An 18,397-nucleotide genomic window follows, 5' to 3' on the forward strand; every position below is an offset into this window, starting at 1 on the left:
TGTTACTCGCTAACAAATGCGATTAAACAGGCACTTTTTTGATAATTAGAAACTTTTTTTATAAAACACTTGACAGATGCAAACGTTTGCGTTAAACTAATATACGTAACCGACAGAAAGGAAAACGTTTTTATGACAAATCGTACCAGCGGAATATTAATGCATATTACCTCACTTCCAGGTAAGTTTGGTATTGGTACTTTTGGACAATCAGCCTATGATTTTGTTGATTTCTTGGTAGAAACAAAGCAAACTTATTGGCAGATTTTACCACTAACAACCACAAGCTACGGAGATTCTCCGTACCAGTCTTTCTCTGCAATTGCAGGAAATACACACTTGATAGACTTCGACCTTTTGGTAGAAGAGGGGTTGTTGGCACCAGAAGATTTCCAAGATGTCAATTTCGGGGACAATCCTGAAAAAGTAGATTATGCACTAATTTATCAAGCACGTCGTCCAATTTTGGAAAAAGCTGTTCAAGCATTTTTACAAGATGATAAGAAAAAAGCGGCTCTTCTAGAGTTTGAAAAAGCCAACTCATCTTGGTTAACAGATTATGCTGAATTTATGGCTATCAAAGAATACTTTGGCAATAAAGCACTCCAAGAATGGGAAGATAAAAAGGTGGTCGCTCGAAATGAAGAAGCACTTGATAAATATCGCTTAGAATTAGCCAATCAAATTGACTACTACAAAGTCACACAGTATTTCTTCTTCAGCCAATGGAAACAGTTGAAAAAATATGCGAACAAACACCATATCAAAATCATCGGAGATATGCCTATTTATGTTTCCGCGGATAGCGTTGAAGTGTGGACAAAACCTCAACTATTCAAATTGGATAGTGGACGCAAGCCACTTTATGTAGCTGGTGTGCCTGCTGATAACTTCTCAGCGGATGGTCAATTATGGGGAAATCCTATTTACGATTGGCCAGAACATGAAAAAACTGGCTATAACTGGTGGATTTATCGAATTCATGAAAGCTTTAAGCTGTATGATGTCCTTCGAATTGACCACTTCAAAGGTTTCTCAGACTTCTGGCAAGTCGATGGTAAGGCTGAGGTGGCAAAAGTAGGTACTTGGGAACCAGGTCCTGGCTACAGTTTATTCAAAGCTGTTAAAGAGACACTTGGAGACCTTCCAATTATCGCGGAAGACCTTGGAAATATTGACGCCAAAGCTCGCAAATTGCTTGCAGATTGTGGCTATCCAGGGATGAAAATTTTAGAATTTGGTTTCTTTGACGTGACAGGTAAGAGTATTGATGCACCGCATCGTTGCATTCCTAATTCGGTTGCCTACACTGGAACTCATGATAATGAGGTTGTCAACGGATGGTACAATAATCTTGAACCGGAGCAACAAGAATATGTAGATGCTTACAGCAATCGTAAACCGATTGAAAAAGTTAGTCAAGCAATGCTCCGCATGTTATTTGCAACAGTAAGTGATACTGCTATTGCAACCATGCAAGACATCCTAGATTTGGGTGAAGAAAGTCGAATGAATATGCCATCTACTATCGGTGGAAACTGGGAATGGCGTATGAAAGCAGAAGATTTAACGCAAGAACGTAAAGACTTCTTGACAAAAATGACATTACTATATCAAAGAGGAAATGAACAACATGACTAAATTTACAAAATTTGCAGAAACAAATACTTCGAAAAAATTAGCTGATTTAACAAACGAAGAAATCTATCTTCAATTGTTAAACTACGTAAAAGAAGCTGCAACTACAAAACCAAAAAATACAGGAAAACGTAAGGTTTACTATATCTCAGCTGAGTTCCTTATCGGTAAACTCTTGTCAAACAACTTGATTAACTTGGGTGTGTACAAAGACATTCAAGCAGAATTGGCAGCGGCTGGTAAGTCATTGGCTCAAGTTGAAGACGTTGAACCAGAACCATCACTAGGTAACGGTGGACTTGGTCGTTTGGCTTCATGTTTTATTGACTCTATGTCAACACTTGCTATCAACGGTGAAGGTGTGGGTCTTAACTATCACTGTGGTCTTTTCCGTCAAGTATTTAAGAAAAATGAGCAAGAAGCAGAACCAAACTTCTGGATTGAAAATGATTCTTGGTTGATTCCAACAAATATCAGCTATGATGTTCCATTCAAAAACTTCACTTTGAAATCAAAATTGGACCGTCTTGACATTCTTGGTTATAAAAAAGAAACTAAGAATTACCTTAACTTATTTGATATTGAGTCAGTAAATTACAACTTGATTACAGATGGTATTTCATTTGACAAGACTGATATTAAAGAAAACTTGACACTCTTCTTGTATCCAGATGATTCTGATAAGAACGGTGAATTACTCCGTATCTACCAACAATACTTTATGGTATCAAATGCGGCTCAGCTTTTGATTGATGAAGCTATTGAACGTGGTTCAAACTTGCATGATTTGGCTGAATACGCGTTTGTTCAAATCAATGACACTCACCCTTCAATGGTGATTCCTGAGTTGATTCGTCTTTTGACTGAAAAACATGGTATTGAATTTGCGGAAGCTGTTGCGATTGTTAAGAATATGACTGGTTACACAAACCACACTATCTTGGCGGAAGCACTTGAAAAATGGCCACTTGAGTTCCTTGAAGAAGTGGTGCCACACTTGGTTGATATCATCAAAGAATTGGATGCCCTTATTCGTGCAGAAATCAAAGACCCAGCAGTCCAAATCATTGATGAATCAGGTCGTGTACACATGGCTCACATGGATATCCACTTCTCTAACTCAGTGAACGGTGTAGCTGCGCTCCATACAGAAATTCTTAAAAACTCTGAATTGAAAGCTTTCTATGAGCTTTACCCAGAAAAATTCAACAATAAAACAAACGGTATCACTTTCCGTCGTTGGTTGGAATTTGCGAACCAAGATCTGGCTGATTACATCAAAGAATTGATTGGTGATGAGTACTTAACAGATGCTACTAAACTTGAAAAATTGCTTGCATTTGCTGATGACAAGGAAGTTCATGCTAAGTTGGCAGAAATCAAATTCAATAATAAATTGGCTTTGAAACGTTACCTTAAAGACAACAAAGGTATCGAACTGGATGAAAATTCTATTATTGATACACAAATCAAACGTTTCCACGAGTACAAACGCCAACAAATGAATGCCTTGTATGTTATCCATAAATACCTTGAAATCAAGAATGGTAACCTTCCAAAACGTAAAATCACTGTTATCTTCGGTGGTAAAGCAGCCCCAGCTTATATTATCGCTCAAGACATCATTCATTTGATTCTTTGCTTGTCAGAGTTGATCAATAATGATCCAGAAGTAAATAAATACCTCAATGTTCATTTGGTTGAAAACTACAATGTAACTGTAGCTGAAAAATTGATTCCAGCAACTGATATTTCAGAACAAATCTCATTGGCTTCTAAAGAAGCGTCAGGTACTGGTAACATGAAATTCATGTTGAATGGTGCATTGACACTTGGTACCATGGACGGTGCAAACGTTGAAATCGCAGAACTTGCGGGTAGTGAAAATATTTACACATTTGGTAAAGACTCTGATACAATTATTGATCTTTATGACAAAGCAGGCTATGTTTCAGCTGACTACTACAATGGCGATGAAAATATTAAACGTGCAGTTGACTTTATCGTAAGCGATGAAGTGAAGGCGCTTGGTAACGAGGAACGTCTTGCACGCTTGCACCATGAATTGATTTCGAAAGACTGGTTCATGACCTTGATTGACTTGGCTGAATACATCGAAGTAAAAGAACAAGTCTTTGCAGATTACGAAGATCAAGATTCATGGAACAAGAAAGTTGTTCATAACATTGCTAAAGCTGGATTCTTCTCTTCAGACCGTACGATTGCACAGTACAACGAAGATATTTGGCACAGCAACTAATTTAAATTAGCAAAGAGGAAAGTTGATTGAACCACTCCAACAATTTATCAGATCAACCTATTCCTTGATATGAAAATCAAACTGCTTTGGACCTGACAGCTTTGATTTTCAAAACTACTTTTGAGCCCTCCTTATATTATATTAATGAAAAGAAAGAATGTTTCGAAAAAGAGACATTCTTTTTTTCGAGAAAGTACTGACTAGTTTTTAATAATTGCACAAAAAAAGGAGCTAGAATGCTAGTTCCTTTTACCGTTTTGCCATTGAGACAAAGCTGACTTTGTCTGGACGGTAGCTAATTGTTCCATATTGAAAGGCTTGACCGTTTGAGAGATAGGTAACGCTGGTAACCACGACCACCATCTCATAGTCGGCTAGGTCCATTAATTGCTTTTCTTCTTCATTCGCAAAGCGGAAAGAAATTTCCCGTCGAGAATGAGAGATTGTTAACTTTAAATCTTCCTCTAAATAGCGATAGATAGAGCTTTCAGCAATTTCTTTACTGAGATAAGGGACGACTCTACGATCAAAATAGGAAATTTCATATTCCAAACGCTCACCATCTATCGTTCTTACTCGACTCACTCTATAAAAATCTACTTTATCATCAACTTCAAAGGTAGACATTAAATCATCTTGCCCCTGAACGATATATAGAGAGGTAAGTTCTGTTTGAATCTGGTGTTTAGAACGATTGTTCAATTCTCCGGCGGTCTTAATTTCAGAAAGATACTGTTCCTTCATTAACCCGTGTTCGATTACAATTGAAGATTTCCCTTGTTTTTTTTGAATGTAGCCATCCATTTCAAGAAGGGACAGAGCCTTTCGAATGGTGTCTTTAGAGTAAGAGTAGATCTCCATCAATTCATTCTCAGTTGGTAATGCTTGTCCTGTTGACCAGACTTGATCCTCTATCTTTTTCTTGATATCTTGATAAACTTTCTTATATTTACTCATTGTATTTCCATCTTTCTATTCATTAGTGTACCATAAAAGGCTTGGAATAGGGAAATACAGCTGTATTTTTACTACCTTTATTAAATTTTACGTAAAAGTTTAAAATATTACGTAAAAGTTTAAAATATTACGGAAAAGCTATTGACTAATGCAAACGTTTACGCTATACTATGGATATAAAGAAAACGGTTACGTGTTATCTAGGAAAGGAGAGTCATGAAATTACTGACAGTAAATGTCCATGCTTGGTTAGAAGAAAATCAGGATGAAAAACTAGATATTCTAGCTCAAACAATTGCCGAAAAGGCTTATGATGTCATTGCTCTTCAGGAGGTTAATCAGCTTATAGCTTCTAAATTCGTCACAAGAGAATTGAAGATGGATAATTATGGCTTGATTTTATTAGAAAAATTAAGAAATCTTGGGCAGTTTGATTATTCCTATCATTGGAGTCATTCTCACATTGGCTATGATCGTTATGAGGAAGGGATTGCCTTTTTGACGAAGCTCCCTGTCTATGAGGCTGATTCATTTTATTGCAGTCAAAATAAAAGTATTCATTCTATCTTATCTCGAAAAATTATGGGGTTGACAGTTTTCTATCAAGACCAGTTAATTGATATCTATTCGTGTCATATTAATTTACCAGGTAGTGAAGAAGAGGATCAGCTGGACAATATTCGAACAATCTTCGAACGTACGGGTCATCAGCGGTTTAAAATTCTGATGGGGGATTTTAATACTGATGCAATCTCAGACCGGGATGCCTACGATGCAATCAAGAATCTTGGGCTCCATGATACCTATGAGTTAGCGCTAGAAAAAGATAAAGGAATAACTGTTGAAAAAGCAATTGATGGTTGGGCAGGTCATAGCCAAGAGAAACGGTTAGACTATGTTTTTTTCAACCAAGAAAAAACAGTTTTTACAAGTAAGGTTATCTTTAACGGACATAACCGTCCTATCATTTCAGACCATTTTGGTGTGGAAGTTGAATTTAGTGTATAAATGGCGTAAGGCCGAAAAATAAAGGAGAAAAAATGAAAAAATTTCTTAGTTTCGAATTTTGGCAAAAATTCGGTAAGTGTTTGATGGTCGTGATTGCAGTTATGCCTGCAGCAGGCCTCATGGTTTCTATTGGGAACTCTATCCCATTGATCAGTCCTGAGTCAGAAATATTGATTCGTATTGGGAATATTATTGCCCAAATTGGTTGGGGTATTATTGGGAATTTACACTTGCTTTTTGCTTTAGCAATCGGTGGTAGCTGGGCTAAAGAAAAAGCTGGCGGTGCATTCTCGGCAGGTCTAGCCTTCATATTAATTAACTTGATTACAGGTCACTTTTTCGGTGTGAAAACGGATATGCTCGCTGATGCTGCTGCAACAGTAACAACTGTTTTTGGTACTGAAATTCCTGTTTCAGGTTACTTTGTAAACATCTTAGGACAACCAGCACTTAATATGGGTGTTTTCGTTGGTATTATTGCTGGTTTTGTGGGTGCTACAGCATATAATAAATACTACAACTATCGTAAATTACCAGATGCATTAACATTCTTTAATGGGAAACGTTTTGTACCATTTGTTGTTATTTATCGTTCAATTTTGGTGGCACTCTGTTTAGCGATTTTCTGGCCAGTTATTCAAACAGGAATCAACAGCTTCGGTAAATGGATTGCAAGTTCACAGGATACAGCACCAATCTTAGCACCATTCGTTTATGGTACCTTGGAACGTTTGCTTCTTCCATTTGGTCTTCACCATATGTTGACTATTCCGATGAACTATACATCACTAGGTGGTACTTATGACATCTTGACAGGTGCACAAGCGGGTACACAAGTATTTGGACAAGATCCACTTTGGTTGGCTTGGGTTACAGACTTGATTAATCTAAAAGATGCTGGCGATATGACTAAATACAATGATCTTCTTGCAAGCATCACACCAGCTCGTTTCAAAGTTGGTCAAATGATTGGTTCTTCAGGGATTTTGATGGGCTTAACTTACGCGATGTATCGTAATGTTGACGAAGACAAGAAACATAAGTATAAAGGGATGTTTATTTCAACTGCTTTAGCTGTATTCTTGACAGGTGTAACAGAACCAATTGAATTCATGTTCATGTTTGCGGCTATGCCTCTTTATCTAGTCTATGCATTCGTACAAGGTGCTGCTTTTGCGATGGCCGATGTTGTTAATTTACGTGTGCATTCTTTTGGTAATATTGAATTCCTTACTCGTACACCAATGGCTATTAAAGCCGGTATCGGTATGGACCTTGTAAACTTTATCTGGGTATCAGTACTCTTTGCTGTTCTTATGTACTTCATTGCTAACTTTATGATTAAGAAATTTAATCTAGCAACAGCAGGACGTAATGGTAACTATGATACTGATACAACAGATGTAGTTTCTAACTCAAATGTAGATACTGCGGATGCAAATTCACAAGTGGTGCAAATTATCAACCTACTTGGTGGCCGTGATAATATTGAAGATGTTGATGCTTGTATGACTCGTCTTCGTGTTAGTGTGAAGGATGTTGCACAAGTCGGAGATGAGAATGCTTGGAAACAGGCTGGTGCCATGGGCTTAATTATCAAAGATTCAGGTGTTCAAGCTGTCTATGGACCAAAAGCAGATATTCTCAAATCAGACATTCAGGATTTATTAGAATCTGGTGTTGTAATTCCTGTTACAGAAGTGGTTTCTACTGATACAGTGACAGTTGAAACTAAGTTCAAAGGAATCACTGAAGCTGTTTACTCAGTAGCAGATGGACAAGCTGTATCTATTACTGAAGTGAATGACCCTGTTTTTGCACAAAAAATGATGGGTGATGGGTATGCAGTTGAGCCTGTAAATGGCAATGTCTACGCACCAGTTTCTGGTATTGTAACCAGTGTTTTCCCTACAAAACATGCTGTCGGCATTTTGTCAGACCAGGGTGTAGAAGTTTTGGTACACGTTGGATTAGACACTGTTGCGCTTAGTGGGGCACCATTCTCAACAAAGGTGGCAGATGGACAACATGTTCAAGCTGGTGACTTACTCCTTGTAGCAGATTTGGATGCTATCCGTTCAGCTGACCGTGAAACAACAATTGTGGTAGCCTTTACAAATTCTGCAGAAATTAAATCTGTCAGTCTTGTAAACCTTGGACAAGTAAGTAAAGATAGTCAAGTTGCAACTGTAGAATTATAAGATTTGAGAGACAAGTTCATTTTGAGCTTGTCTTTCAATTTTAAAAAAACTTCTCAATCCTTGTTATTTGTGGTATAATAAAGCGATTTTATAAAATGTAGGAGGTTCCCCATGGGACGTAAATGGGCCAATATTGTAGCCAAGAAAACCGCAAAAGACGGTGCTAACTCAAAAGTTTACGCCAAATTTGGTGTTGAAATCTATGTAGCAGCGAAAAAGGGTGACCCAGATCCAGAAACAAACTCAGAGCTGAAATTCGTTATCGACCGTGCTAAGCAAGCGCAGGTTCCAAAACATATTATTGATAAAGCCATCGACAAGGCAAAAGGGAATACTGACGAAACCTTCGTGGAAGGGCGTTACGAAGGTTTTGGACCAAATGGTTCAATGTTAATTGTTGATACACTTACTTCAAATGTAAACCGTACAGCTGCTAATGTTCGCTCTGCCTTTGGTAAAAACGGTGGGAACATGGGTGCATCTGGTTCAGTATCATTCATGTTTGATAAAAAAGGTGTTGTAGTTTTTGCTGGTGATGATGCAGATGCCATCTTCGAATTGCTTCTTGAAGCAGATGTTGAAGTCGATGATGTAGAAGAAGAAAACGGAGCAATCACTGTCTATACAGCACCAACTGATTTGCACAAGGCCATCGTTGCACTTAAAGAATCTGGAATCCAAGAGTTTAACGTGACTGAACTTGAAATGATCCCACAATCAGAGGTATCACTTGAAGGTGATGACCTCGCAACATTTGAAAAACTCTACGACGCCCTCGAAGACGACGAAGATGTACAAAAAATCTACACGAATGTAGATGGGTTCTAGGACGTGGGACGTCCTAGAAGGTTGGAGATTGGAACTGCCGGCAGGCAGTTTTCTTTATACTCAAAAGTCCGGGGGACGGTCATTTTTATCAGAAGGTTGTAGATTGGAACTGACGGTAGGCAGTATTCTTTGTGAATTTGAGAAAAATTGATAGAATTAGGTATTTGATATAAAGATAGACTATAACAGGTCTTTAAAAATATCTATTTGAACGGTTATGGTTTTTCTGTTATGATAGAACGGTAGTAATATAAGGAGGAAGAATGTCGAATAACTTACTTGTTTTACAATCAGATTTTGGATTAGTTGATGGTGCGGTATCAGCTATGATTGGTGTAGCACTTCAAGAATCAAGAGATCTTGTTGTTCACAATCTGACGCACTATATTACTCCCTACAATATTTTTGAGGGCTCATATCGTCTCTTCCAGACAGTGGAATACTGGCCGGAGGGAACAACTTTTGTTTCGGTTGTTGATCCAGGTGTGGGCTCCAAGAGAAAAAGCGTTGTTGCCCTAACTAATAAAAATCAGTATATTGTCACACCAGATAATGGAACCCTATCTTTTATTAAGAAACATGTTGGGATAAAAGCTGTTAGGGAAATCTCAGAAGTCGCTAATCGTCGTGCGAATACCGAGCATTCTTATACGTTCCATGGACGAGATGTTTATGCTTATACGGGTGCAAAATTAGCGTCAGGGCATATTAGTTTTGAAGAAGTTGGACCAGAACTTAGTGTGGAACATATTGTCGAGATCCCAACTGTAGAAACAGAAGTCGGTTCTGATTTTGTCAAAGGTGCTATTGATATTCTTGATGTTAGATTTGGATCTCTTTGGACATCAGTCACTCGTGAAGAGTTTTATACTCTTTTGCCAGAATTTGGAGATCGCTTCGAGGTAACGATTTACAATAATGATATGCTTGTCTACCAGAATCAGGTAACATATGGAAAATCATTTGCGGATGTGCGCATAGGTCAACCCTTGCTCTATATCAACTCACTTTATCGTGTTGGACTTGCAATTAATCAAGGATCGTTCGCCAAAGCTTATAATGTCGGTGTCGGTCAGAACTGGCATATTGAAATTAGACGTATTGTCAATTAATTACTTTATTTTACAAGGAGACTTATAATGAAAAATAATTCGATTAAAACTGTTGTTGCAACTGGTATTGGTGCTGCTCTTTTCGTTGTAATTGGCTTGGTAATCAATATTCCAACCTTTGTACCAAATACGAGCATCCAGCTTCAATATGCTGTTCAGGCTCTTCTATCCATTCTTTTTGGTCCTGTTGTTGGATTCTTTGTTGGATTTATTGGTCATGCTCTTAAAGACTCTATTCAGTATGGTCCATGGTGGTCTTGGATTTTAGCTTCAGGTGTATTTGGGCTTGTTGTGGGTGTAGCAAAAAGTCGTCTGCGTATCCAAGAAGGAATTTTTGAAGGCAAAGACATCCTTGTGTTCAATGTCTTCCAGATTGTGGCAAACATTGTTTCTTGGGGTATCATTGCTCCAGTACTAGACATCGTTATTTATAGCGAACCTGCTAATAAAGTTTTTGTACAAGGTTTAGTTGCGGGCATTGCAAATAGTGTTACTGTTGCTATTGCAGGTACGATTTTATTGGTTGTGTATGCGAGAACACAAGTAAAATCTGGTAGCCTATCAAAAGTCTAATAAAATAGGATGAGCTGTTACAAAACAGTTCATTTTTTCGTTGTGAAATATCAATATTGTTTTTTGTTGTATCAAAACAGGTTTCAGTTCAGATTTTTGTAATATTGACTGGTACACGATATAATCTTAGAGAGTCATTTATTAGAAATGATAGAGTTTTATCATCTATTGCAAAGATTGAGAAGGAGAAATTATGTCAAAAGACATTCGTGTATTACTTTATTATAAATATATCCCAATTGAAAATGCGGAAGCCTATGCTGCTGAGCATCTAGCTTTCTGTAAGTCTATCGGACTCAAAGGACGTATCTTGATTGCTGATGAGGGAATCAACGGTACTGTCTCTGGTGATTATGAAACAACACAAAAATACATGGACTATGTTCATGCAAACCCATTGTTCAGCGACTTGTGGTTTAAGATTGACGAAGAAAATGAGCAAGCTTTCAAGAAAATGTTTGTTCGTTATAAAAAAGAAATTGTTCACCTTGGTTTGGAAGACAACGACTTTGACAACGATATAGATCCACTTGTAACAACAGGTGCCTATTTGTCACCAAAAGAGTTCAAAGAAGCTCTCTTGGATGAAGATACAGTTGTATTGGATACGCGTAATGACTACGAGTACGACCTAGGGCATTTCCGAGGTGCGATCCGCCCAGACATCCGCAACTTCCGTGAATTGCCACAATGGGTCCGTGATAACAAAGAGAAATTCATGGACAAGCGCGTAGTTGTATACTGTACTGGTGGTGTTCGCTGTGAGAAATTCTCAGGCTGGATGGTTCGTGAAGGTTACAAGAATGTCGGTCAGCTTCACGGTGGTATCGCAACCTATGGTAAAGACCCAGAAGTTCGTGGTGAATTGTGGGATGGTAAGATGTACGTCTTTGACGAGCGTATTGTGGTTGATGTTAACCATGTTAACCCAGTTGTCGTTGGTAAGGACTGGTTCGATGGCACACCATGTGAGCGCTATGTCAACTGTGGCAATCCATTCTGTAACCGTCGTATTTTGACATCGGAAGAAAATGAGCACAAGTATGTTCGTGGCTGTTCAGCTGAATGTCGTGCTCATGAGCGTAACCGCTACATTGTTGAAAATGGTTTGACACGACAGGAATGGGCAGAACGATTGGAAGCAATCGGGGAGAGTTTGGCGCCTGTAAATGCTTAAAAAATAAATTGCATTGAGAAATCAGTGCAATTTTTATTATAAATGACATTTCTGATTGAGAAATATTGACAGAACATCTTCACAAAGGTGGAATCTAGTGATTCTCCCTTTTTTTCAAAGCCAATTTACGTTATAATGGTTCTATGAAAAAAATCATTGAATTTAAAGATTTTACATTTAAATATCAGGCACAGCAGGAGCCAACTTTAAAGGATATTCAACTATCCATTTATCAAGGGGAGAAAGTCTTAATCATTGGACCTTCTGGCTCCGGAAAGTCAACGTTAGGGCAGTGTCTCAATGGAATTATTCCCAACATTTATAAGGGAGAACACAGTGGGAGCCTGATTTTGGATGGTCAGGAGGCTTTTGATTTATCAGTTTATGATAAATCTTTACTAGTATCAACAGTTCTTCAAGATACAGATGGACAGTTTGTTGGTTTGTCGGTTGCAGAAGATCTTGCCTTTGCCCTAGAAAATGATATGGAAAGTCAACAGATCATGCATCAAAAAATAGGGGATTGGGCAGAAAAACTGTCACTTACAGACTTATTGGCCCATCGGCCACAAGATTTATCTGGAGGTCAAAAGCAACGTGTCAGTTTAGCTGGAGTGTTAATAGATGAGAGCCCTATTTTATTGTTTGATGAACCACTTGCTAATTTGGATCCTAAATCAGGTCAGGATACGATTGATTTGATTGATCGACTGCATCGACAAGAAGGCACCACAACGATTATTATTGAACATCGTTTAGAAGATGTCTTGTACCGTCATGTAGATCGGGTGGTATTGATAAATGATGGTCAAATTTTATTTAACGGAAACCCAGATCAATTATTGAAGACTTCCTTGTTACAAGAAAATGGGATACGTGAACCTCTCTATATTTCTACTCTTCGAGCGTTGGGTTATCCAATTGAAGACGCAGAGCATCTTGCTTCAGTATGGGAGGTTGATGTAGCATCCTTGACTGTTGGTCAACTACCAGCTTTGCATTTTGAAAGTGAGTCAGAGGAAGCATTATTAGAAACAAACCATCTACATTTTTCCTATCCAGAGAAGCAGGTGTTAAAAGATATTAACCTTACCATTCATCAGGGTGAGCGGTTGGCAATTGTCGGAAAGAATGGTGCTGGCAAATCTACCTTAGCCAAGGCACTTTGTGGCTTTATTCGGCCAGAGGGAGAACTTCTTTGGAATGGTCAATCTATTCAGGATGATTCTATTAAAGAGCGTGCGGGGCGTATTGGATATGTTCTTCAAAATCCTAACCAGATGATAAGTCAAAATATGATTTTTGATGAGGTGGCACTTGGCCTCCGTTTGCGTGGAGTAGATGAGGAAGTAGTTGAACAGCGCGTTCTCAATATATTAGAAGTTTGTGGTTTATACCCACTCCGTAAATGGCCTATATCGGCACTTTCCTATGGTCAGAAAAAAAGGGTGACGATTGCTTCTATCTTGGTTCTCAATCCGGAAATCATTCTACTGGATGAGCCGACAGCCGGGCAGGATCAGCGACATTATCGAGAAATGATGGATTTTTTGGACCAATTAAATGCTAAAGGGCATACCATTGTCATGATTACCCATGATATGCAACTCATGCTGGATTATTCAGACAGAGCAGTTGTAGTGGTGGATGGACAGATTATTGAAGATGCTAGTCCAGCAGAAATATTATCAGATGTTGCTGTGATAGAACAGGCCAGTTTGAAAGAAACCTCTATATTCCATTTGGCAGAACGTCTTAGAGTGAATCCTTTAGAGTTGACGATGTTTTATATGCAAGAAGAGAGGAGGAACTGATGAATCGCCAGTCATTAATTGGTTATCGTAATGGACAAGGTTTTATCTACAATCTTTCAGCGGTCAGTAAATTATTGTTCTTTCTAGCATTTTCCGTCGTTGCGATGGTTACCTACGATACTCGTCTTATTTTATGCATTGCCGTGTTTTCCCTCAGCCTGTTTAAATTATCGGGCATTCGTTATCGGGATGTTTCCTTTGTTCTATTGTTTACAACAGTATTTGCCTTGCTGAACGCATTGATGGTGTATCTATTTGCCCCAACTTATGGTGTGACTTTATATGGAGCAGAGACCGTTTTGTGGTCGGGGATTGGGACTTATTCTATTACGAGTCAGCAACTATTTTATCTGCTCAATTTGTTATTGAAATATTTTTGTACTGTTCCTGTTGCCTTGATTTTTTTAATGACCACTCATCCCAGTCAGTTTGCATCAAGTTTGAATAAAATTGGGGTTTCATATAAAGTCGCTTATGCAGTAAGTCTGACTATGCGGTATATTCCAGATATCCAAGAAGAATTTTATACGATTCGGATGTCTCAAGAGGCACGGGGTCTAGAGTTGTCTAAAAAAGGGAGATTAGTGGATCGGATAAAAGGGAATTTATCACTTGTAATCCCATTGATTTTCAGTTCTTTGGAACGAATTGATACCATATCAACTGCCATGGAATTACGGCGCTTTGGAAAAAATAAAAAGAGAACCTGGTACACCTACCAGCCTCTGAAACAAATGGATTACATCGTCTTAATTATCATTTTCTTCCTCATAGGCATTACCATTACCCTCTTTATTGCAAATCAGGGGAGATTTTATAATCCATGGAAGTGAAATGATGAAGTTTATCAAATGATCAACCTTTATTGTTGACAAATGATGATTATCCTGTTAAAATAGATAATGTAAATAAGTTTAGAGTTTAAGTATCAGTTTCATCTTTTGTTTTTCTCTTGATTCGTTTTACAAATAAATAAAAAGAGGTAACAAAAATGGTACAAGGTACAGTCAAATGGTTTAATGCAGAAAAAGGATTTGGTTTTATTTCACAAGAAAATGGACCAGATGTATTTGCACACTTTTCTGAAATTCAGTCTAATGGTTTCAAATCTTTGGAAGATGGTCAAAAAGTGAATTTTGAAGTGGAGCAAGGCCAACGTGGTCTTCAAGCAACCAATATTACAAAAATTGGATAATAAAAGAGCGGGTTTCTTAGAAAACTCGCTTTTCTTATGTTTAGAGGGGTCTTTTATTTGGCATACCAGCTTTGCGTGGAAACTTGTTTGGAGTTTCCTTTTTCTTTTCAACAATTGTCAATGTTCGTGGGTCGCCGTTCGGAAGGGTGTAATCATGGTTTTCAATTACTTTTGCAAAAAGAAGATTCAGAGCGTTTTTGGCTTGAGCTAACTCATCTTCCGAACTGGAGGCTTTGAGCGCGATTAATTTTCCGTTTAGTTTAAGGTATGGAATTGTCAGCTCGGACAAGATTTGCATACGAGCGACAGCGCGTGCTGTTACCAAATCAAATTGTGCTCGAAAATTTTTATCGTGTGCATAGTCTTCCGCACGACCATGGTAAAAATGAACGCCTTCAAGTCCTAGTTCTTCTGAAAGAACTTGTAAAAAGTTGATTCGTTTATTAAGAGAATCGATGATAGTAACCTCTATTTGAGGGTAGATAATTTTCATTGGTAGGCTAGGGAATCCAGCTCCAGCTCCAATATCCAAGAGCTGAATTGGCTCATTTTGAATATGACCTTGAAGGATTGGTGCGATAGAATCATAGAAGTGTTTCAGATAGACGTCACTTTCCTCTGTAATAGCTGTCAAGTTAATTTTCTCATTCCATTCCACTAACAGTTGAAAGTAGCGATGAAATTGTTGTTTTTGTTGGTCAGTTAATTGAATGCCTTGGTCTGCCAAGGTTTTATAAAATAATTCAGGTTTCATATTTCTATCTTATCACATTTTTGAGAAAAGAAAAACCCAGAAGAATCTGGGAATCTCTTATTGGTTTGTATTTTCAGTGTTACCATTATTCTGTTGGTTTGATGAAGTATCTGAAGTCGATGTACCATCAGAAGTGGAAGTTTCAGTCTGTGTACCATTATCATGTGTTCCAGAAGCTGGTGCACTTGAAGAAGAACTGCTTGACGTTGAACTACTTGATGATGATTGTGACAAACTATTATAATAATTTATATAAGCATTTTTAAGAGAAGAGCTATCTCTTAAATAGTAATTTCCACCAAAGTTAACAACTCCACTTGGAACTTCCCAATCGGTTGCAGTGTAATCAGAGTGCATAAAGGTCATCATATTATGGTAAACATCTGATGCAATCCGCATGCTATTATCTAAAATTGGGGTCATGCGGTTTGTATATCCTGTCCAAACCGCCATCGCATACTGACTAGAATATCCTACAAAGTTCTCGTCTGGGACCACCGTGGTGTTATAGGCTGCTTCTGGAATAGCAGCGATAATTGATTCCATTTCAGTATCGGTATAGTTTGAGGTACCAGTTTTCCCAGCCATCGGAACGCCAGCAACAGAAGCATTTAGTCCATATCCAACTTCCATTACGGACTTCATCATATCGGTCATCAAATAGGCTGTCTCTTCTGACATAACACGAGTTCCTGTTTGAGGAAATTCTTTTACGGTTCCATCTGAGAATACGATTTTATTGACGTATTGAGGTGCATAATAAGTTCCTCCATTTGCGAATGCGGCATAGGCAGCAGCCATTTTCTCACTGCTTGCCCCATATTCTCTACTTGTATCAGAAGTGTTACTTGAAATCGCATTAGAGTAATGAATTTCTGGGTAATTAATTCCAACTGAATTTAGGAACTTCAGTGAATTTTCTAGTCCAGTCGCTTCTAGTGCCTTGACGGCTGTAACGTTACGAGAATATTGTATTGCAGATTTGACAGTGAGACTACCGAAATATTTTTTGTCCCAGTTATTTACGGGTATTGAGGTTCCCGGATAATTGTAGGGTTCATCAACAATGATATCTGCGGTTGAGCTGTATACCCCATTTTCGAAAGCCGGGGCATAATCTGTTATTGGTTTCATAGTTGATCCGAAATCACGGTTTGTTTCGACAGCCTGGTTTATTCCGAAAGAAACATTGCTTGGTTGGTTTCGAGCCCCTAATTGAGCGACCACCTTACCATTTGATACGTCAATAATAGTTGATGCAACTTGCAATAATTCATCTGGGTACGATACATACATATCCGTATTATAAATGTTCCACAACTGTTGTTGAGCAGCTGAATCAACGTTTGTGTAGATATCCATCCCTGTAGTTAAGAGATTATAGCCTGTATTTTTTTCAACTTCCTCAACGACTTGTTTGAGGTAATTATCCATGTAAGCAGGATAGGCAGCATCGTTGGAAAGTGGAAGGAGACCGTCTGTTATAGGCGTTAGAATGGCTTGTTCATACTGACTATTGTCAATATACTTCTCAGCCAACATTTCTGAAAGAACGAGATCTCGTCTATTTTTTGCATCTTCAGGGTAGGAATATGGATCGTACTGGTTTGGTGCTTGTGGCATACCCGCTAACAATGCCAATTGGGCAAGGCTAAGTTCTTTTAATTCTTTACCATAAAAAGTTTCTGATGCAGTTTTCATGCCATATGTCCTATTTGACATATTGACTTTATTTACATAATAAGTAAGAATTTCCTGCTTGGTCTTCGTCTGCTCAAGCTGTAATGATAACCAAGCTTCCTGTACTTTACGCTTGAGAGTCTGGTCTTCTACAGACGTAGAGAAGTAGGTCAACTTGATAAACTGTTGATCAAGTGTAGACCCCCCTTGCAGATTTCCGCCTGCAAGGTTATTAAGCAAGGACCCCGCAATCCGAATAACATCTATCCCTCTATGGTTATAGAAGCGTTGGTCTTCAATTGCGACGATTGCATTTGCAAGATCAGTCGGAATTTCTTCAGTCGTTGCATTCGACCGTTTCTCAGTTCCTAAATCTGCAATCAATTGGCCGTCCATATCATATATTTTACTGGAAACAGTCGCAGTTAAATCTTCTTCTGTTAATTTAGGAGCACTTAAGATATAGGATCCAACTAAAACTGCAGCAGCAACTATGCCCACTAATGCAAGAGCCAATAAGATATTTACCAAACCTAGTAAATATTTTTTAAAGGTTGTTGTTTTCAAATGATTTACCACCTAATAGTTTTTTTTCAATCACTGAAAGATAGGGAAGAGATGGAAATGAGTTCATCTCGATAACATATCCGAATTCTCTAATATATGTCAAAGGCATTGATTTTGTACCTTGATCAGAATGATAGTAGTGAATTAGATGAATTGCAGGTAATAAGTAGGTTTCCTTCAATGTTGAAAAGTGAAGAAGGACGAAACAAATCCCACCTTGCTCTACAACTTGTCGCATGTGCTCAATCTGGTGAGCATGGAAGTTTTTTAGAGGCATTGATTTTTTTTGGCGCGTTTCTTTTGCTTCAAAATCTATATAGTGTCCCTTAAAAACACCAGAATAATCTGTCGTGGATGCTTGACGGAAATAAGCTTCAACAATTTTAGCTCGGCTTCGTTTCGGATAATCGACTTTTACAATTTGCACCGGAGTAGGTTTTTTATGAATCACTGCTAATCCATGAGCAAGGTAATATGCATTGCTTTCGTTAATTGCAGATTCAAAAGACATCCCACGATTTGCAAAGTCAATATGCTGAGATATGTTAGAGCTAGTTCTAGTGATTTTTTTTCCGATTTTATGTGGATAATTGACCATAGAACCCCTTCTTGATAAAATAAATATCAGCATAT

15 protein-coding genes are annotated in these 18,397 nt (G+C 38.1%); 11 read left to right on the top strand and 4 right to left on the bottom strand.

Annotated features, from left to right (window positions below; translation table 11 throughout):
* The first annotated feature begins 132 nt into the window (after positions 1-132).
* Complete coding sequence (malQ, locus tag D2A30_01510; GenBank protein ULL20383.1) at positions 133-1,641, top strand: 4-alpha-glucanotransferase; 1,509 nt, start codon at positions 133-135, stop codon at positions 1,639-1,641.
* Positions 1,634-3,898: a glycogen/starch/alpha-glucan family phosphorylase gene (glgP, locus tag D2A30_01515; protein ULL20384.1), complete on the top strand. Its 2,265-nt coding sequence runs from the start codon at positions 1,634-1,636 to the stop codon at positions 3,896-3,898. The genes malQ and glgP overlap by 8 nt, the downstream gene beginning before the upstream one ends.
* 249 nt (positions 3,899-4,147) lie before the next feature.
* On the opposite strand, the gene D2A30_01520 is transcribed toward glgP, so the two are convergent.
* Positions 4,148-4,855, bottom strand: a complete 708-nt coding sequence (locus tag D2A30_01520; protein ULL20385.1) for a UTRA domain-containing protein — start codon at positions 4,853-4,855, stop codon at positions 4,148-4,150.
* A gap of 216 nt (positions 4,856-5,071) precedes the next feature.
* Between D2A30_01520 and D2A30_01525 the strand changes: the two genes are divergently transcribed.
* The 9 genes from D2A30_01525 to D2A30_01565 all read left to right on the top strand — a co-directional run bounded on the left by D2A30_01525 (position 5,072) and on the right by D2A30_01565 (position 14,763).
* Positions 5,072-5,863, top strand: a complete 792-nt coding sequence (locus D2A30_01525; protein ULL20386.1) for an endonuclease — start codon at positions 5,072-5,074, stop codon at positions 5,861-5,863.
* Positions 5,864-5,895: 32 nt separating this feature from the next.
* Positions 5,896-8,064 (top strand): PTS glucose/maltose transporter subunit IIBCA, encoded by a 2,169-nt coding sequence (locus D2A30_01530; protein ULL20387.1) that lies wholly within the window; start codon positions 5,896-5,898, stop codon positions 8,062-8,064.
* Positions 8,065-8,175: 111 nt separating this feature from the next.
* Complete coding sequence (locus tag D2A30_01535) at positions 8,176-8,892, top strand: YebC/PmpR family DNA-binding transcriptional regulator (protein ULL20388.1); 717 nt, start codon at positions 8,176-8,178, stop codon at positions 8,890-8,892.
* A gap of 263 nt (positions 8,893-9,155) precedes the next feature.
* The gene (locus D2A30_01540; protein ULL20389.1) at positions 9,156-10,004 is read left to right on the top strand and encodes a DNA-directed RNA polymerase subunit delta; all 849 of its coding nucleotides are present in this window, start codon (positions 9,156-9,158) and stop codon (positions 10,002-10,004) included.
* Between the two features lie 27 nt (positions 10,005-10,031).
* Positions 10,032-10,577: an ECF-type riboflavin transporter substrate-binding protein gene (locus tag D2A30_01545; protein ULL20390.1), complete on the top strand. Its 546-nt coding sequence runs from the start codon at positions 10,032-10,034 to the stop codon at positions 10,575-10,577.
* Positions 10,578-10,770: 193 nt separating this feature from the next.
* Entirely contained in the window at positions 10,771-11,754 is a 984-nt protein-coding gene (locus D2A30_01550) for a rhodanese-related sulfurtransferase (protein ID ULL20391.1), read from the top strand.
* A 143-nt stretch (positions 11,755-11,897) separates the two neighbouring features.
* Positions 11,898-13,568, top strand: a complete 1,671-nt coding sequence (locus D2A30_01555; protein ID ULL20392.1) for an ATP-binding cassette domain-containing protein — start codon at positions 11,898-11,900, stop codon at positions 13,566-13,568.
* On the top strand, positions 13,568-14,401 hold the full coding sequence (locus tag D2A30_01560) for an energy-coupling factor transporter transmembrane protein EcfT (GenBank protein ID ULL20393.1): 834 nt from the start codon (positions 13,568-13,570) through the stop codon (positions 14,399-14,401). The genes D2A30_01555 and D2A30_01560 overlap by 1 nt, the downstream gene beginning before the upstream one ends.
* Positions 14,402-14,559: 158 nt before the next feature.
* Complete coding sequence (locus D2A30_01565) at positions 14,560-14,763, top strand: cold-shock protein (GenBank protein ULL20394.1); 204 nt, start codon at positions 14,560-14,562, stop codon at positions 14,761-14,763.
* A gap of 40 nt (positions 14,764-14,803) precedes the next feature.
* Here the strand turns inward: D2A30_01565 and rsmG are convergent, their stop codons facing one another.
* The 3 genes from rsmG to recU are packed head-to-tail and all read right to left on the bottom strand — an operon-like array spanning position 14,804 to position 18,362.
* Positions 14,804-15,517 carry a 16S rRNA (guanine(527)-N(7))-methyltransferase RsmG gene (gene rsmG / locus D2A30_01570; protein ID ULL20395.1) on the bottom strand — a complete coding sequence of 238 codons (714 nt, stop codon included), beginning with the start codon at positions 15,515-15,517 and terminating at the stop codon, positions 14,804-14,806.
* A 57-nt stretch (positions 15,518-15,574) separates the two neighbouring features.
* Entirely contained in the window at positions 15,575-17,776 is a 2,202-nt protein-coding gene (locus D2A30_01575; protein ID ULL20396.1) for a PBP1A family penicillin-binding protein, read from the bottom strand.
* Entirely contained in the window at positions 17,745-18,362 is a 618-nt protein-coding gene (gene recU, locus D2A30_01580) for a Holliday junction resolvase RecU (protein ULL20397.1), read from the bottom strand. Before recU ends, D2A30_01575 begins: the two co-directional genes overlap by 32 nt.
* Positions 18,363-18,397: the final 35 nt, after the last annotated feature.

The sequence above is a fragment of the Streptococcus suis genome (assembly GCA_022354845.1).
Lineage (GTDB): Bacteria > Bacillota > Bacilli > Lactobacillales > Streptococcaceae > Streptococcus > Streptococcus suis_AA.

Coding starts and splice junctions, on each gene's coding strand:
- malQ (ULL20383.1), top strand. CDS start 133: ATGACAAATCGTACCAGCGGAATATTAATGCATATTACCTCACTTCCA.
- glgP (ULL20384.1), top strand. CDS start 1,634: ATGACTAAATTTACAAAATTTGCAGAAACAAATACTTCGAAAAAATTA.
- D2A30_01520 (ULL20385.1), bottom strand. CDS start 4,855: ATGAGTAAATATAAGAAAGTTTATCAAGATATCAAGAAAAAGATAGAG.
- D2A30_01525 (ULL20386.1), top strand. CDS start 5,072: ATGAAATTACTGACAGTAAATGTCCATGCTTGGTTAGAAGAAAATCAG.
- D2A30_01530 (ULL20387.1), top strand. CDS start 5,896: ATGAAAAAATTTCTTAGTTTCGAATTTTGGCAAAAATTCGGTAAGTGT.
- D2A30_01535 (ULL20388.1), top strand. CDS start 8,176: ATGGGACGTAAATGGGCCAATATTGTAGCCAAGAAAACCGCAAAAGAC.
- D2A30_01540 (ULL20389.1), top strand. CDS start 9,156: ATGTCGAATAACTTACTTGTTTTACAATCAGATTTTGGATTAGTTGAT.
- D2A30_01545 (ULL20390.1), top strand. CDS start 10,032: ATGAAAAATAATTCGATTAAAACTGTTGTTGCAACTGGTATTGGTGCT.
- D2A30_01550 (ULL20391.1), top strand. CDS start 10,771: ATGTCAAAAGACATTCGTGTATTACTTTATTATAAATATATCCCAATT.
- D2A30_01555 (ULL20392.1), top strand. CDS start 11,898: ATGAAAAAAATCATTGAATTTAAAGATTTTACATTTAAATATCAGGCA.
- D2A30_01560 (ULL20393.1), top strand. CDS start 13,568: ATGAATCGCCAGTCATTAATTGGTTATCGTAATGGACAAGGTTTTATC.
- D2A30_01565 (ULL20394.1), top strand. CDS start 14,560: ATGGTACAAGGTACAGTCAAATGGTTTAATGCAGAAAAAGGATTTGGT.
- rsmG (ULL20395.1), bottom strand. CDS start 15,517: ATGAAACCTGAATTATTTTATAAAACCTTGGCAGACCAAGGCATTCAA.
- recU (ULL20397.1), bottom strand. CDS start 18,362: ATGGTCAATTATCCACATAAAATCGGAAAAAAAATCACTAGAACTAGC.